The sequence below is a fragment of the Mycolicibacterium psychrotolerans genome, from assembly GCF_010729305.1.
Classification (GTDB): domain Bacteria; phylum Actinomycetota; class Actinomycetes; order Mycobacteriales; family Mycobacteriaceae; genus Mycobacterium; species Mycobacterium psychrotolerans.
In genome coordinates this window covers 1260912-1275510 of record NZ_AP022574.1, presented here as the reverse complement: position 1 = coordinate 1275510, position 14599 = coordinate 1260912, and the positions used below count along the sequence as shown (strand labels likewise).

General features: G+C 68.4%; 15 protein-coding genes. 12 read left to right on the top strand and 3 right to left on the bottom strand.

Translation table 11 applies throughout. The features are described from left to right. Genes wzt through wzm form a run of 3 tightly spaced genes read left to right on the top strand, consistent with a single transcriptional unit; the run spans position 1 to position 2559 of the window. Positions 1-810, top strand: coding sequence for a galactan export ABC transporter ATP-binding subunit Wzt/RfbE (wzt, locus tag G6N45_RS06265; protein WP_163720887.1), 810 nt, complete (start codon positions 1-3; stop codon positions 808-810). Beyond that, positions 800-1732, top strand: a complete 933-nt coding sequence (glfT1, locus tag G6N45_RS06260; protein WP_163720885.1) for a galactofuranosyltransferase GlfT1 — start codon at positions 800-802, stop codon at positions 1730-1732. The genes wzt and glfT1 overlap by 11 nt, the downstream gene beginning before the upstream one ends. Further along, positions 1729-2559 (top strand): galactan export ABC transporter permease subunit Wzm/RfbD, encoded by an 831-nt coding sequence (gene wzm / locus G6N45_RS06255; RefSeq protein ID WP_163720883.1) that lies wholly within the window; start codon positions 1729-1731, stop codon positions 2557-2559. The genes glfT1 and wzm overlap by 4 nt, the downstream gene beginning before the upstream one ends. A gap of 3 nt (positions 2560-2562) precedes the next feature. Here wzm and G6N45_RS06250 read toward each other — a convergent pair whose 3' ends face one another. Together G6N45_RS06250 and G6N45_RS06245 are read right to left on the bottom strand one after the other, a co-directional pair. Beyond that, a complete protein-coding gene (locus tag G6N45_RS06250; protein WP_163720880.1) occupies positions 2563-2997 on the bottom strand; it encodes a pyridoxamine 5'-phosphate oxidase family protein in 435 nt (144 codons plus the stop codon). A 66-nt stretch (positions 2998-3063) separates the two neighbouring features. Next, positions 3064-3504, bottom strand: a complete 441-nt coding sequence (locus tag G6N45_RS06245; RefSeq protein WP_163720878.1) for a carboxymuconolactone decarboxylase family protein — start codon at positions 3502-3504, stop codon at positions 3064-3066. Between the two features lie 49 nt (positions 3505-3553). Between G6N45_RS06245 and pdxR the strand changes: the two genes are divergently transcribed. Both pdxR and G6N45_RS06235 read left to right on the top strand, forming a co-directional pair. Further along, positions 3554-4960, top strand: a complete 1407-nt coding sequence (gene pdxR, locus G6N45_RS06240) for a MocR-like pyridoxine biosynthesis transcription factor PdxR (RefSeq protein WP_163720876.1) — start codon at positions 3554-3556, stop codon at positions 4958-4960. Positions 4961-4969: 9 nt separating this feature from the next. After that, on the top strand, positions 4970-5458 hold the full coding sequence (locus G6N45_RS06235) for a nitroreductase/quinone reductase family protein (protein ID WP_163720874.1): 489 nt from the start codon (positions 4970-4972) through the stop codon (positions 5456-5458). Positions 5459-5502: 44 nt separating this feature from the next. On the opposite strand, the gene G6N45_RS06230 is transcribed toward G6N45_RS06235, so the two are convergent. Further along, positions 5503-5802, bottom strand: coding sequence for a hypothetical protein (locus G6N45_RS06230; RefSeq protein WP_163720872.1), 300 nt, complete (start codon positions 5800-5802; stop codon positions 5503-5505). A 328-nt stretch (positions 5803-6130) separates the two neighbouring features. On the opposite strand from G6N45_RS06230, the gene G6N45_RS06225 reads away from it, so the two are divergent. From G6N45_RS06225 to G6N45_RS06195, 7 genes are all read left to right on the top strand, one after another. Beyond that, positions 6131-7879, top strand: a complete 1749-nt coding sequence (locus G6N45_RS06225) for a DUF222 domain-containing protein (protein ID WP_163720870.1) — start codon at positions 6131-6133, stop codon at positions 7877-7879. 383 nt (positions 7880-8262) lie between these two features. Then, the gene (locus G6N45_RS06220) at positions 8263-8415 is read left to right on the top strand and encodes a hypothetical protein (protein ID WP_163720868.1); all 153 of its coding nucleotides are present in this window, start codon (positions 8263-8265) and stop codon (positions 8413-8415) included. Positions 8416-8502: 87 nt separating this feature from the next. Further along, positions 8503-10059 (top strand): adenylate/guanylate cyclase domain-containing protein, encoded by a 1557-nt coding sequence (locus G6N45_RS06215; protein WP_163720866.1) that lies wholly within the window; start codon positions 8503-8505, stop codon positions 10057-10059. A 24-nt stretch (positions 10060-10083) separates the two neighbouring features. Further along, complete coding sequence (locus G6N45_RS06210) at positions 10084-10479, top strand: GtrA family protein (RefSeq protein ID WP_163727912.1); 396 nt, start codon at positions 10084-10086, stop codon at positions 10477-10479. 32 nt (positions 10480-10511) lie between these two features. Further along, complete coding sequence (locus G6N45_RS06205; RefSeq protein ID WP_163720865.1) at positions 10512-11894, top strand: decaprenylphosphoryl-beta-D-ribose oxidase; 1383 nt, start codon at positions 10512-10514, stop codon at positions 11892-11894. Then, the gene (locus G6N45_RS06200; protein ID WP_163720857.1) at positions 11894-12658 is read left to right on the top strand and encodes a decaprenylphospho-beta-D-erythro-pentofuranosid-2-ulose 2-reductase; all 765 of its coding nucleotides are present in this window, start codon (positions 11894-11896) and stop codon (positions 12656-12658) included. The genes G6N45_RS06205 and G6N45_RS06200 overlap by 1 nt, the downstream gene beginning before the upstream one ends. Continuing rightward, a complete protein-coding gene (locus tag G6N45_RS06195) occupies positions 12658-14595 on the top strand; it encodes a galactan 5-O-arabinofuranosyltransferase (protein ID WP_163720856.1) in 1938 nt (645 codons plus the stop codon). The genes G6N45_RS06200 and G6N45_RS06195 overlap by 1 nt, the downstream gene beginning before the upstream one ends. The last annotated feature ends 4 nt before the right edge of the window (positions 14596-14599 follow it).

Below are 14599 nucleotides of genomic sequence, written 5' to 3'. Positions count from 1 at the left end.
GTGGTCAGTCCTGAGCCCTACATCCACACGCGCAACGCGTGGGTGGAGTTCCCGATCTTCGACGCCAAGACGCGCTCGCTGAAGAAGGCGTTCCTCGGCAAGGCAGGCGGCGCGATCGGGCGCAACGAGTCCAACGTCGTCGTCATCGAGGCGCTGCGCGACATCACGCTGTCGCTCAAGATGGGCGACCGCGTCGGCCTGGTCGGGCACAACGGCGCGGGCAAGTCGACCCTGCTGCGGCTGCTCTCGGGCATCTACGAACCCACCCGCGGCGTGGCCACCGTGCAGGGCCGGGTGGCCCCGGTGTTCGACCTCGGGGTGGGCATGGACCCCGAGATCTCCGGGTTCGAGAACATCATCATCCGGGGGCTGTTCCTCGGGCAGACCCGCAAGCAGATGCTGGCCAAGGTCGACGAGATCGCCGACTTCACCGAACTCGGCGACTACCTGTCGATGCCGCTGCGCACGTACTCCACCGGCATGCGGGTGCGGCTCGCGATGGGCGTGGTGACCAGCATCGACCCCGAGATCCTGTTGCTCGACGAGGGTATCGGCGCCGTGGACGCCGACTTCCTGAAGAAGGCGCAGACCCGGCTGGCCCAGCTGGTGGAGCGGTCCGGCATCCTGGTGTTCGCCAGCCACTCCAACGAGTTCCTGGCGCGGCTGTGCAACACCGCGATGTGGATCGACCACGGCACCGTGAAGTTGGAGGGCGGGATCGAAGAGGTGGTCCGCGCCTACGAGGGCGAGGACGCCGCACGGCACGTGCGCGAGGTCCTCGAGGAGACGGCACACACCCATGAGCGGTGACACCGTTGTCGGCGATGAGCGCTTGCGCGAAGAGCAGATCGCAGCGGTCGTCGTCACCCACCGTCGTCCCGACGACCTCGCGAAGTCGTTGGACGCGTTGGCTTCTCAGAGCCGTCGCCCGGACCACCTGATCGTCGTCGACAACGATCACGACGAGCGGGTTCGTGATCTCGTCGCGGGCCAGCCCGTTCCGACGACCTACCTCGGCTCCCGCCGGAACCTCGGGGGCGCAGGCGGTTTCGCGCTCGGGATGCTGCATGCGCTCGCTCTCGGCGCGGACTGGGTGTGGCTCGCCGACGACGATGGCCGGCCCCAGGACGCGGAGGTACTCGCGACGCTGATGGCCTGCGCCCGCCGGCACGGCCTTGCCGAGGTGTCGCCGATGGTGTGCAATCTCGACGAGCCCGAGCGGCTGGCCTTTCCGCTGCGCCGCGGCCTGAAGTGGCGGCGGCTGGTGACCGAATTGCGCACGGACGGAACCGGGGACCTGCTGCCGGGCATCGCGTCGCTGTTCAACGGTGCGCTGTTCCGGGCCACGACGATCGAGGCGGTCGGCGTGCCCGATCTGCGCCTGTTCATCCGCGGCGACGAGACGGAAGTGCACCGGCGACTGGTGCGCACCGGGTTGCCGTTCGGCACCTGCCTCGACGCGGTGTACCTGCATCCCTGCGGCACCGACGAGTTCAAGCCGATTCTGGGCGGCCGGATGCACACCCAGTATCCGGACAACGAGGCCAAACGGTTCTACACCTACCGCAACCGGGGCTATCTGCAGGCGCAACCGGGCATGCGCAAACTCGTCGCGCAGGAATGGCTGCGATTCGGCTGGTACTTCCTGGTGTCGACGCATGATCCCCGCGGTTTCGCCGAGTGGATCCGCCTGCGGCGGTTGGGACGACGGGAGAGGTTCGCGCGACGATGACGTTCACGGATGCCGCGGCGCAATCGAAGACGTTCACCCGGGCCTGGGCCGACCTGGTGGGCGGTTTCGGCAAGCGCGAGTTGTGGCTGCACCTGGGTTGGCAGGACATCAAGCAGCGGTACCGGCGTTCGGTGCTGGGCCCCTTCTGGATCACGATCGCCACCGGCACCACCGCGGTGGCGATGGGTGCGCTGTACTCGAAGCTGTTCAAACTCGAACTCTCCGAACACCTTCCCTACGTGACGCTCGGGCTGATCGTCTGGAATCTGATCAACGCGTCGATTCTCGAGGGCGCCGAGGTGTTCATCGCCAACGAGGGTCTGATCAAACAACTTCCGACCCCGCTGTCGGTACACGTCTACCGGCTGGTCTGGCGGCAGATGATCCTGTTCGCGCACAACATCATCATCTTCGTGATCATCGCGATCATCTTCCCCAAACCGTGGACGTGGACGGACCTGTCCGTCATTCCCGCGCTGGCGCTGATCTCCCTCAACTGTGTCTGGGTGGCTTTGTGTTTCGGGATCCTCGCGACCCGCTACCGCGACATCAGCCCGCTGCTGAACAGCCTGGTGCAGCTGTTGTTCTTCATGACGCCGATCATCTGGAACGAGGCGACGCTGCAGTCCCAGGGCGCCGGCCAGTGGGCCAAGATCGTCGAACTCAATCCGCTGTTGCACTACCTCGACATCGTGCGGGCGCCCTTGCTGGGTGCGGATCAGGAACTGCGGCACTGGGTCGTGGTTCTGGTCCTGACAGCGTTCGGCTGGGTGTTCGCCGCGCTGGCGATGCGCCAGTACCGGGCCCGCGTGCCGTACTGGGTGTGACCGTCAGCTGACGAGCGCGGTGTGGTCGGGTTCGGGGCCGAACACGAAGCGACGACCGGTCAGCGTCTCGGGGCGGATGCGCACGAAGCGGAGCTTGCGGGTCGCGACCCACGGGTACAGGCCCGCGCGTTCGGCTTCGGCGATCTCCTCGGAGGTGGACAGCAGCTTGGCGGTGCCGCGCAGCACGACGCTCCAGCCCTCGCTGACAGTGTGGTCGTCGGCCTCGAACACCACGTGCTCGTTGAGCACCGAGGTGAGCAGCTTGGTGCCTTCCGCGGTACGGAACAGCACCGTCTTGTGCTGGACGACGTAGTTGACGGGGAAGATCTCGGTCCACCCGCCGACGGTCGTGACCAGCCTGCCCAGCGATACCCCGGACAGCAGGTCCCAGCTCTGCGCATCGGTGAGCTCGGTCACCGGTGTGGTTGTCGCGTCCATGAACTCATGGTCGTCGGCCTCCGCCGCTGGTCGTAGGGTCCAACGGCACTACCTTCGGCCCTTCGCTCAGCGCCGCGGGGGCGGGGTGTGCACGGCGGCGTTGATCCGGTTCCAGGCGTTGATGGTCACGGCCATCGCGATGACCTGTCCCAGTTCTCGATCCGTGAAGGCGTCTGCGGCAAGGGCGTAGACGTCGTCGGAGACCCCGTGATCGCCGAGCACCGTGATCGCTTCGGTCAGCGCCAGGGCGGCGCGTTCCCGCGGGGTGAAGATGTCGCCCGCCTCCGCCCATGCCGCGAGGACGTCGAGCTTCTGGTCGCCTACCCCGAGCTTCCGGGCATCGCGGGTGTGCATGTCGAGGCAGAACGCGCAGTGGTTGATCTGGGAGGCGCGGATCTTGATCAGCTCGCCCAGCTCCGGTTCGACGTCCTTGGCGGCCGCCGTGGACAACGTCATCATCGCGTCGTAGAGCTCCGGGGAACTCTTGTAGATCCTCAGCCGTGTCATGACGTCGACGCTAACCGCGAAAGACCCACCACGGTGGTTCAATTCCATCATGGTTTCCTGGGCCAATTCGGGGACTCGCGATCTGCATCTGGAGCTGCGCGGGTCCGTCACGCCCGGTGCCCGCGGCAGCAAGGAACAGCTGATCACCGCATTGCGCGACGCCGTACGCTCCGGCCGACTCGCCCCCGGCACGATGCTGCCGCCGTCGCGCACGCTGGCGTCCGATCTCGGCCTGGCCCGCAACACCGTCGCCGACGCCTACGCCGAACTCGTCGCCGAAGGATGGCTCGGCTCCCGCCAGGGCGCCGGCACCTGGGTGCTCAACACCACCAGGCCGGTGGCCCGCATTCGCCCGCGCGGGGGACGGGCTGCTCCGGTGCACAACCTGATGCCGGGCACGCCGGACGTCTCGGAGTTCCCCCGCGGACAGTGGCTGACGTGCGCGCGCCGCGCACTGGCCGCCGCACCGAACGAGGCGCTGCGGATGGGCGACCCGCGCGGCAGCATCGAATTGCGGTCAGCCCTGGCGGAATACCTTGCCCGAACCCGTGGGGTCCGCACGTCAGAGGAGTCGATCGTCGTGTGCGCCGGAGTGCGACAGGCGGTCGTGTTGCTGGCGCGATCCCTGGGCGGGCCGATCGCCGTCGAGGCGTACGGGTTGTTCCTGTTCCGCGACGCGCTTGCCGCATCAGGGGTGACGACGGTGCCGATCGGTGTCGACGACAAGGGTGCGGTGGCGCAGGACCTCGACGGCTTGGACGCGACCGCGGTGCTGCTGACGCCGGCCCACCACAATCCGCTCGGGATGCCGATGCACCCGTCCCGGCGGATGGCCGTCGTCGAATGGGCACAGCGCACAGGAGGATTCGTCCTCGACGACGACTACGACGGCGAGTTCCGATTCGATCGTCAGCCCATCGGCGCGCTGCAGGCGCTGGATCCGGATCGCGTGGCGTACCTCGGTTCGACCAGCAAGAGCCTTTCGCCGGCGTTGCGGCTTGGCTGGATGGCGCTACCTGAGCGACTCGTCGACTCCGTGGTGGAAGCCGCTGGGGGACAACAGTTCTCCGTCAATGTCATCGGTCAGCTGACGCTGGCCGAGTTCGTCGCGCGCGGTTACTACGACCGGCACATCCGGCGGATGCGGGCCCGGTACGGGCGCCGCCGGGACACCCTCGTCAGTGCGCTGGAACCGTTCCACGTCGAGATCAGGGGCCTGGCCGCGGGGCTGAACCTCCTGGTGAGCCTGCCCGACGGGGCCGAGCCCGAGGTGATGCGGCGCGCCGGCGAGGCCGGCATCGCGCTCACCGGTCTCTCGATCATGCGCCACCCCGACGCGCGGCCCGAGGTCGCCGAACGCGACGGGATCGTCGTCGGCTTCGCCGCACCGCCCGAGCATGCCTTCGACGCCGCGGTTTCGGCGTTGTGCGGGGTTCTCGAGGCCTGCGGACTGTAGCGTCCAGTCATGGCCGGTCGGCGTCATATGAGCGTGTACGAACGCACGCTGGAACGCTTCGCCCGAACTCCGCTGGGCTACTGGTACGTCACGCGGCTCGCGCCGCGTATCGATCCGCCGCTGCTGCGGCTCAGCGGCGGCCGCTTCAGCAGTGTCTATCCGGTGCCGGTGATGCTGCTGACCACGATCGGGGCCAAGACCGGCCTGCGACGGACGCTGCCGCTGCTCTACGTGGTCGACGGAAACTCTCTGATCCTGATCGCGTCGAATTACGGCAGGCCGGGCAACCCGTCGTGGTACCGCAACCTCAAGGCCGACTCGCGGGTGGAGGTGCTCGCAGGCCGGCTGAGCGGGCCGTACATGGCTCAGGAGATCACCGATCCGGCCGAGCGTGCCGACGCCTGGGAGAAGGCGCTCGACGTCTACGCCGGTTACGGCGATTACGAGGTGCGCGCCGGGCGGAGGACGATCCCGCTGGTGCGCTTGCACCGCGCATGAAGAAGGGCGCCCCTTGTGGGGGCGCCCTTCTGGGTCGGTGACGATTACTTCACGGTGACGTAGATCGTCTGGCTGGTTGCCGAGCGGGTGGAGTCGCCATTGGACGTCCCGAACGGCACGGCCGTGCGCATGATCGGGCCGCGGGTCACGGAGACGACCGAGGCCTCGTCCAGCGGCGCGCTGCCCTGGCGGTTCACGATGACGCGGTTGCCCTGGGCCTCCAGCGCGCTGATCGTGTCGGCGGCGTTGCCACCGGTCGGGGCGGCCAGCGCGGGGGCGGCCAGGCCGAGAGCTCCGGCGGTCAGGGCGGCTGCGGCGACGGTGGTGATGGTGAACTTCTTCATGGTCTTGCCCTCTTCTGGTTTTCGATCTTGGTGATCTGATCTCACAAACGGGCAGATGAGCGCATTCCATTTCAGGTGGCAGAAATTGAACGGCGGGTGGCAGAAAGACATGCCTGCAACTCGTCTTTGGGCGTGTGCTGCGTCATTCGAAGCCTCGAGGAGTCGTCGGCGTCACGCGCCTCTGCGTATGCGCAGGCTGTGGCGTCGCATAGCACGGTCGGAGCGGCGGCGCGGAGTCTATCCCCAAGCTTCTTGCGGTAGCCGAAGTTGTCCACAGGGGCGAAATCTCGTGCTGACCGAGCGCGGTTGGCTCTCTAGGATCGAACGTATGTACGACTCCGTGGTGCCGCCGATGGCGTCGCTGGCTGGTGCCGGGGATGCGGATCTGGTCGACATCGTGCGCGGCTGTGGTGCGGCAGCGGCGCGGGCCGAGGCGGTCAAGCTGGCCGCGATCGTCGAGTTGTGGGAGCGCCGCCGCGCGCCGGAGCGGGCCCGCTGGGCCTGTGATGACTGGGACGCCACAGCCGCCGAGATCGGGTGTGCGTTGAACATCAGCTCCGGCCGCGCCTCGGGGCAGATGGATCTGGGGTTGGCGTTACGCGACCGCTTCCCGAGGCTGGGGCGGCTGTTGGCGGCCGGGCAGGTGCCAGTGACCTTGGTGACGACGATCGTGTTCCGCGCCGCCCTGGTGGTCGACCCGGCCACCTGGGCCCGGTTGGACGACGTGTTCGTCGATGCCGTACGCGAGTGGGGGCTGCTGTCGCAGAAAAAACTCGAGACGGCCATCGACGCGTGGATCGAGCGGTACGACCCGGATGCGGTGCGCCGGCTGCGCATCGGCATGCAGGGCCGCTCGTTCACCATCGGCGACCGCGACGACAAGACCGGTCTGACGAGTGCGTTCGGCAAGCTGGCCACCCCCGATGCCGCGGTGTTGGCGCACCGGTTGGCGCTGATGGTGCACTCGGTGTGCGAGGACGATCCCCGCACCCTGGATCAGCGCCGCGCCGACGCGCTCGGGGCTCTGGGTGCCGGATCGTTCGTGCTGACCTGCCGCTGCGGGCACCCGGACTGCCCGGCCGCCCAGGTCGACGACGGCCGCGCGTCGAGTTTCACCATCGGCGTCATCGCCGACCACACCGCCCTCGACGCCACCGCCGACCCCCACCTGCACGGCGACCCCGCCGAACAGCAGACGCCGGCCCCCGGACCGGAAGCCTCAGAGCCAGAACCAGCTTCAAAGCCCACACCCGAGCCGGAACCAGCTTCAGAGCCCACATCCGAGCCAGAGCCAGCTTCAGAGCCAGAACCCGGGCCAGAGCCAGCGCCTCGGCCCGACTCCGCGCCTCAGCCCGTGCCGACGCCGCGGACCGCGGCGTTGATCCCCGGGTTTCGGGGCGCGATCGTGCCCGCGCCGCTGTTGGCCGAGTTGATCGCTCACGGCGCGCGCGTGCGGGTGCTCAACCCGCTCGACGCCCTCACCGCCACCGACGGCTACCGCCCCTCGGCCGCGCTGGAGCGTTTCGTGCGCGCCCGGGATCTGACCTGCCGTTTCCCCGGCTGCGACCGGGCCGCGGTGTTCGCCGATATCGACCACACCGAGCCTTACCCGCACGGCGCGACCCATCCGGCCAACATCAAATGTTATTGCCGTCAACATCATTTGGTGAAAACCTTCTGGGAAGGCTGGACCGATACTCAGGCCCCCGACGGGACGGTGCGGGTCACCACACCGACCGGGCACACCTACACCACCGCGCCGTTGTCGGCGCTGCTGTTCCCGTCCTGGAACACCACCACCCCACCCCCACCGCCGACAACCGGACCCACACCGCCGCGCAGTCCGGGGCGGGCCCTGATGATGCCCACCCGACGGCGCACCCGCGCCCACAACCGCGCCGCCTACATCGCCCGCGAACGCGAACTCAACGCCCTCCAACGCCAACACGACCAGGCCGCCGCCGCACAAGCCACCGCCCAACGCGCCACCAAACGCGAAGCCAAACACCAAGCCGGACAACCCAACACCGTCGACATCCCCGAACCCGACTACGGCGACGACCCGCCGCCGTTTTAGCGGACTACTGATACTGGCCGCGCTGCCGCCGCCACACCATGCCCTACCCGCTGGGACCAAGCGCGCGTCAAACCATAAGGTGCGGTGCCGTTTTCATCATGCGCACAGAACGTTGCGGGTCGGACCCGACGGCTGGCCGACCCGGCAACTGCCCACGGCACGATGCTTCGAACTGGCCCACCGGTGCGCTGGCGAAACGACAATTGCATCGTGTAACCGCGTTGCTGAAACGGTCTTCTTACGAGGGACGCGGAGGCCTAGTATCGACAACAGCTGACAATGCAGCCCAGGTCGGAATGAGGGCAGCCGCTCGTAGCCGCTGCCTCCAGAAGTAGTAGCTTCGGGCCGACCAACCCAGGTGACATCCTCATACAGGGATCACCATGAACCAACCCGAGATCTCTGACAACGGCACGACCGATCCCACCGACGATCAGGGCAGCGCCCCGCAATATGACGAAGCTCTGCAACTCGCCGACGGCGGACGACGCGAGGCTATGGCACGGTTACGCGAACAGTTCCTGTTCAGCGGCTGACACAACGACAGCGGTGGACACACCACCCTTCTGAGTGGCTGCTCGAAACCCGGTGTGCAGCGTTCCGAAAACCGTATGGTCAGCACTGTGCCGGAAACGTCGTACGCATCATGCGGCGGGCTGAGCCTGGGATATCAGGTGTTCGGGGACGGGCCGATCGACCTCGTGTTCGTCGGGTCGTTCGTCAGCCACGTCGAATTGGTGTGGACCGTGCCCGAAGCCGTCGCATTCTTCGAGCGGCTCGCCACATTCTGTCGCGTTCTGCTGTTCGACAAGGCCGGCGTCGGGGTGTCCGATCCGGTTCCCCGGGTCCGCACGCTCGACGACCGGGCGGCCGAAATCGAGGCCGTCATGGACGCTGCCGGCTTCGGCAGGGCGGTGCTGTTCGGGGCGAGCGAGAGCGGACCGTCATCGATCTTCTTCGCGGCGACCCGCCCGGAGCGCACACAGGCGCTGGTGCTCACCGGGACATTCGCGTATTTCGGGTTCACCGGGTGGGACGACCTTGCGTGCGATCCGGCCGAGCTGCGGGCGCGCCTGGTGCAGGAACTGGGTGAGGACTACGCGCCGTCGGTCCAGCGGCTCGCCCGCTGGCAGGCGTGGGCGCGCGCCGCCGGCTCTTCGTGGGGCACCGGCGAGGCGACCAAAGCCCTGCTGCCGTCCGTCCGACTGACACGCCAACTCGGCATGGTGGAACGCATGAGCGCCAGCCCCGGAATGGCGCGCGTCGCGCTCGAAGCGGCGTTTCGTCTCGACGTCCGCGCCATCCTGCCCACCATCAGCGTTCCCACTCTGGTCATCCACGCCCGGGACGAAGTCATCCCGGTACAGGAGGGCCGCTACCTGGCCGACCACATTCCCGGCGCCCAGCTGCTCGAAGTCGACGGCCGGGACCACGTCCCATGGCTGAGCGACCCCGACACGATCCTGACGACGGTCGAGGAGTTCCTCACCGGCAGCCATGCCGCGCCGTCCCTGACCCGCCGCGCCCTGCGCAGCGTGCTGTTCACCGACATCGTCGCCTCCACCAGTCAGGCCGCCGCGATCGGCGACGAGCGATGGCGTGCGCTGCTGCACCGGTTCGACGAGATCACCGCCGAGCTCACCCAACGCTTCGGCGGCACGGTCGTGGAAAAGACCGGAGACGGCCACCTCATCACGTTCGAGGGGCCGACCCAGGCGATCCGCTGCGCCGAGGCGCTGCAGGACGGAGCGCGCAGCGTCGGTCTGCAGATCCGCGCCGGCATCCACACCGGCGAGTGCGAACTGGGTGGCGACAGCGTCGGCGGAATCGCCGTCCACATCGCCGCGCGCATCGTCGACCGGGCGGGCGCCGACGAGATCCTCGTCTCGCGCACGGTGCGGGACCTCGTCGTCGGCTCGGGCACCGGCTTCGAAGACTGGGGCAGCGTCGAGCTGCGCGGCGTGCCGGGCGTCTGGCAACTCCTCGTGGTCGATCGCCGCGGTCCCCGCGCAGGGTCCTCCGAAGCGAGATTGATGTCCACGGCCACTCCCGGCCCCCGCGCCGCGATGCGTCGCACCGACCGTGCCGTAGCCGTGGTGGCCCGTCGCACACCGTGGCTGTTGCGCGGAGTCGCCCGCCTCGCGCCTGCCACGCCGCAGGTGACGTCCCCAAGCCCGTAAGCTGCCCCGGTGGCCGAGCCCCCGATGTCACCGCAGCTGAGCCTGACGACGCAGATCTGGCGCTTCGTCGTGACCGGTGGGCTCTCCGCGATCGTCGACTTCGGCCTGTACGTCGCGCTGCTGGCCGCCGGGCTGCACGTCAACGTCGCCAAGACCCTCAGCTTCATCGCCGGCACGACGACCGCCTACCTGATCAATAGGCGCTGGACGTTCCAGGCGCCGCCGAGCCGGGCCCGCTTCATCGCGGTGGTCGCGCTCTACGCCGTGACCTACGCCGTCCAGGTCGGCATCAACTACGTGTTCTACATGCAGTTCGAGGATCAGCCCTGGCGCGTGCCGGTCGCCTTCGTCATCGCGCAGGGCACTGCGACGGTGATCAACTTCATCGTCCAGCGCGCGGTCATCTTCCGGCTGCGCTAGGCAGCCCGCCGCAGGCGGTACCCTCTGTGACGATGTTTCGCACCGAGTTTCCGACCACCGCCAAGCGCCTGACCGGCTGGGGCCGCACCGCTCCGACCGTCGCGCAGGTGCTGTCGACGCCGGATCCCGAGGTGATCGTCAACGCCGTCGCACGCGCCGCCGAGCAACCCGACCGCGGCGTTCTCGCCCGCGGCCTCGGCCGCTCCTACGGCGACAACGCCCAGAACGGCGGCGGGCTCGTCATCGACATGAACGCGCTCAACCGCATCCACTCGATCAACACCGACGACGCCCTCGTCGACGTCGACGCCGGCGTCAACCTCGACCAACTGATGCGCGCCGCACTACCGCTGGGGCTGTGGGTGCCCGTCCTCCCCGGCACCCGCCAGGTCACCATCGGCGGCGCCATCGCCTGCGACATCCACGGCAAGAATCACCACAGCGCCGGCAGCTTCGGCAACCACGTCCGCTCGATGGACCTCCTGACCGCCGACGGCCGCGTCCGCACGATCACCCCGACCGGCTCCGACAGCGACCTGTTCTGGGCCACCGTCGGCGGCAACGGGCTGACCGGCATCATTCTGCGCGCCACCATCGCGATGACGCCCACCGAGACCGCCTACTTCATCGCCGATGGCGATGTCACCCACAGCCTCGACGAGACCATCTCCTTCCACAGCGACGGCACCGAGGACAACTACACCTACTCCAGCGCCTGGTTCGACGCGATCAGCGCCCCACCGAAGCTGGGCCGGGCAGCGATCTCCCGCGGCTCGCTGGCCACCCTCGACCAGCTGCCGGCCAAGCTGCAGAAGAATCCGCTGGAATTCGATGCGCCGCAACTGCTCACGTTGCCCGACATCTTCCCCAACGGGTTGGCCAACAAATACACGTTCATGCCGATCGGCGAGCTCTGGTACCGCAAGTCGGGCACCTACCGCGGCAAGGTCCAGAATCTGACGCAGTTCTACCATCCGCTCGACATGTTCGGGGAGTGGAACCGGGCCTACGGCTCCGACGGATTCAGCCAGTACCAGTTCGTCGTCCCCACCGACGCCGTCGAGGAGTTCAAGGCGATCCTCGTCGACATCCAGCGCTCAGGGTTCTACTCGTTCCTCAACGTGTTCAAGCTGTTCGGACCGGGAAACCAAGCGCCGCTGAGCTTCCCGATCCCCGGCTGGAACGTCTGCGTCGACTTCCCGATCAAGCCGGGGCTCAACGAGTTCCTCAACGGCCTCGACCAGCGGGTGCTCGAATTCGGCGGCCGGCTCTACACTGCCAAGGATTCCCGCACCACCGCCGAGACCTTCCACGCCATGTACCCCCGCATCGACGAATGGATCACGTTGCGCCGCAAGGTCGATCCCGACGGGGTCTTCGCCTCCGACATGGCCCGACGACTGGAGCTCCTCTAATGGTGTTCGACGCAACGGGTAACCCCCAGACCATCCTGCTCCTCGGAGGCACTTCCGAGATCGGGCTGGCGATCTGCGCGCGCTACCTGCGCAACGCCAAAGCCCGGGTGATCCTCGCCTGCATGCCCGGCGACCCCCTGCGCGCCGCCGCGCAGACCCAGATGCAGGAGGCAGGCGCGAAGGCCGTGGAGGTCATCGACTTCGACGCCGTCGACACCGACAGCCACCCCGCTGTCATCGAGAAGGCCTGGGCGCACGGTGATGTCGACGTCGCGATTGTCGCGTTCGGGCTGCTCGGCGACGCCGAGGAACTCTGGCAGAATCAGCGCAAAGCCGTCCAGATCGCCGACATCAACTACACCGCCGCGGTGTCGGTCGGCGTGCTGCTCGGCGACAAGATGCGCGCCCAGGGCTCCGGGCAGATCATCGCGATGAGCTCCGCGGCAGGCGAACGCGTCCGGCGGTCCAACTTCGTCTACGGCTCCACCAAGGCCGGGCTCGACGGCTTCTACCTCGGCCTGGGAGAAGCACTGCGCGAGTACGGCGTTCGCGTTCTCGTCATCCGGCCCGGCCAGGTGCGCACCCGAATGAGCGCCCACGTCAAGGAAGCCCCGTTGACCGTCGACAAGGAGTACGTCGCCGAACTCGCGGTCACCGCCTCGGCCAAGGGCAAGGATCTGGTCTGGGCGCCCGGCGCCTTCCGCTACGTGATGATGGTACTGCGCCACATCCCCCGTCCGATCTTCCGCAAGCTGCCCATCTGATGCGCAGCGCCCTGGCCGTGCTCGGCCAGATGGTCGTTGCGACCGTCCTGGCCGCCGTGGTCGCGGTGATCAGCCTGGCCGCGATCGCGCGCGTCGAGTGGCCCGCCTACAACTCGTCCAACCAGCTGCACGCGCTGACCACCGTCGGTCAAGTCGTCTGCCTGGCAGGGCTTCTCGCCGCCGGGCTGGTGTGGCGGCGCGGCCGACGCACCCTGGCCCGTCTCGGCGCGGTGTTCTTCCTCGCCGCCTTTTCGGTGGTGACGCTGGCCATGCCGCTGGGAGCCACCAAGTTGTACCTGTTCGGCATCTCCGTCGACCAGCAGTTCCGCACCGAATACCTGACCCGCCTGACGGACTCGGCGAGCCTGCACGACATGACCTACATCGGCCTGCCGCCGTTCTACCCACCGGGCTGGTTCTGGATCGGCGGCCGACTGGCCGCGCTGACCGGCACTCCGGCCTGGGAGATGTTCAAGCCGTGGTCGATCATCTCGATCACCGTGGCGATCGTGCTCGCGCTGGTGCTGTGGACCGCGATGGTCCGCTTCGAGTACGCACTCGTCGTCTCGACCGCCACCGCCGCCGCCGCGCTCGCCTACTCCCCCGCCGAGCCCTACGCCGCCATCATCACCGTGCTGCTGCCGCCCGTCTTCGTGCTGGCCTGGTCGGGGCTGGGCGCGCGAGGCCGGACCGGCGGGCAGGAGCGGAGCGACCCGGGGAATGGGCACGGCGGGCAGGAGCGGAGCGACCCGGGGAATGGGCACGGCGGGGGCTGGGCGGCCGTCGTCGCGGTCGGCATCTTCCTCGGCGGCGCCGCGCTGTTCTACACCCTGCTGCTGGGCTACGCCGCGTTCACGCTGACCATCATGGCCGTGCTGCTGGCCGTCGCCCGGCGAGCGCTCGACCCGCTGCTGCGGCTGCTCGTCATCGCGGCGATCTCCGGCGCGATCGCGCTGATCGGGTGGGGGCCCTACCTGATCGCCGCGGCCAAGGGCACTCCCGCCGACAGCGGCACCGCCCAGCACTACCTGCCCGTCGACGGCGCCCAGCTGTCCTTCCCGATGCTGCAGTTCACGCTGCTCGGCGCGCTGTGCATGCTGGGCACCCTGTGGCTCGTCGTGCGAGCGCGCAGCTCGACGCGAGCGGGCGCGCTCGCCGTCGCCGTGTTGGCCGTCTACGCCTGGGCGCTGCTGTCGATGGTCACCACGCTGGTGGGCACCACGCTGCTGTCCTTCCGGTTGCAGCCGACGCTGACCGTGCTGCTGACCGCCGCAGGCGCGTTCGGGTTCCTCGAGGCGGCCCGGGCGCTGGCCGGCCGCGTCGCCGCACCGAACGCACACCGGGTCATCGCCGTCGCCACCGCGGTCGGCGCCCTGGGCGCCGTCACGTTCAGCCAGGACATCCCCGACGTGCTGCGCTCCGACATCGTGGTCGCCTACACCGACACCGACGGCTCCGGTCAGCGGGCCGACCGCCGCCCCCCGGGCGCCGAGCAGTACTACCGCGAGGTCGACGCGAAGATCCAGCAGGTGACGGGCCGCCCGCGCAACCAGACCGTCGTGCTGACCGCCGACTACAGCTTCCTGTCGTATTACCCCTACTACGGCTTCCAGGGCCTGACGTCGCACTACGCCAACCCGCTCGCCCAGTTCGAGGAGCGGGCCGGCGCCATCGAGGGCTGGTCCATGCTGACCGACGCCGACCAGTTCGTCGCCGCGCTCGACGCCCTGCCCTGGCCACCGCCCACGGTCTTCCTTATGCGCCGCGGCGCCAACGACACCTACACGCTGCGGCTGGCCGAGGACGTGTATCCGAATCAGCCCAACGTGCGCCGCTACCACGTCGCACTCGACGACGCGCTGTTCGACGATCCGCGCTTCGACGTGTCCACCATCGGGCCGTTCGTGCTGGCCATCCGCAAGCCATCTACCATCTAGCCCC

Bases quoted from the DNA above. Each gene is read 5' to 3' on its own strand.
- G6N45_RS06225 (WP_163720870.1), top strand. From the start codon at position 6,131: ATGTACGACTCCGTGGTGCCGCCGATGGCGTCGCTGGCTGGTGCCGGG.
- G6N45_RS06220 (WP_163720868.1), top strand. From the start codon at position 8,263: ATGAACCAACCCGAGATCTCTGACAACGGCACGACCGATCCCACCGAC.
- G6N45_RS06235 (WP_163720874.1), top strand. From the start codon at position 4,970: ATGGCCGGTCGGCGTCATATGAGCGTGTACGAACGCACGCTGGAACGC.
- G6N45_RS06250 (WP_163720880.1), bottom strand. From the start codon at position 2,997: ATGGACGCGACAACCACACCGGTGACCGAGCTCACCGATGCGCAGAGC.
- G6N45_RS06230 (WP_163720872.1), bottom strand. From the start codon at position 5,802: ATGAAGAAGTTCACCATCACCACCGTCGCCGCAGCCGCCCTGACCGCC.
- glfT1 (WP_163720885.1), top strand. From the start codon at position 800: ATGAGCGGTGACACCGTTGTCGGCGATGAGCGCTTGCGCGAAGAGCAG.
- G6N45_RS06205 (WP_163720865.1), top strand. From the start codon at position 10,512: ATGTTTCGCACCGAGTTTCCGACCACCGCCAAGCGCCTGACCGGCTGG.
- G6N45_RS06200 (WP_163720857.1), top strand. From the start codon at position 11,894: ATGGTGTTCGACGCAACGGGTAACCCCCAGACCATCCTGCTCCTCGGA.
- wzm (WP_163720883.1), top strand. From the start codon at position 1,729: ATGACGTTCACGGATGCCGCGGCGCAATCGAAGACGTTCACCCGGGCC.
- G6N45_RS06210 (WP_163727912.1), top strand. From the start codon at position 10,084: ATGTCACCGCAGCTGAGCCTGACGACGCAGATCTGGCGCTTCGTCGTG.
- G6N45_RS06245 (WP_163720878.1), bottom strand. From the start codon at position 3,504: ATGACACGGCTGAGGATCTACAAGAGTTCCCCGGAGCTCTACGACGCG.
- pdxR (WP_163720876.1), top strand. From the start codon at position 3,554: ATGGTTTCCTGGGCCAATTCGGGGACTCGCGATCTGCATCTGGAGCTG.
- G6N45_RS06195 (WP_163720856.1), top strand. From the start codon at position 12,658: ATGCGCAGCGCCCTGGCCGTGCTCGGCCAGATGGTCGTTGCGACCGTC.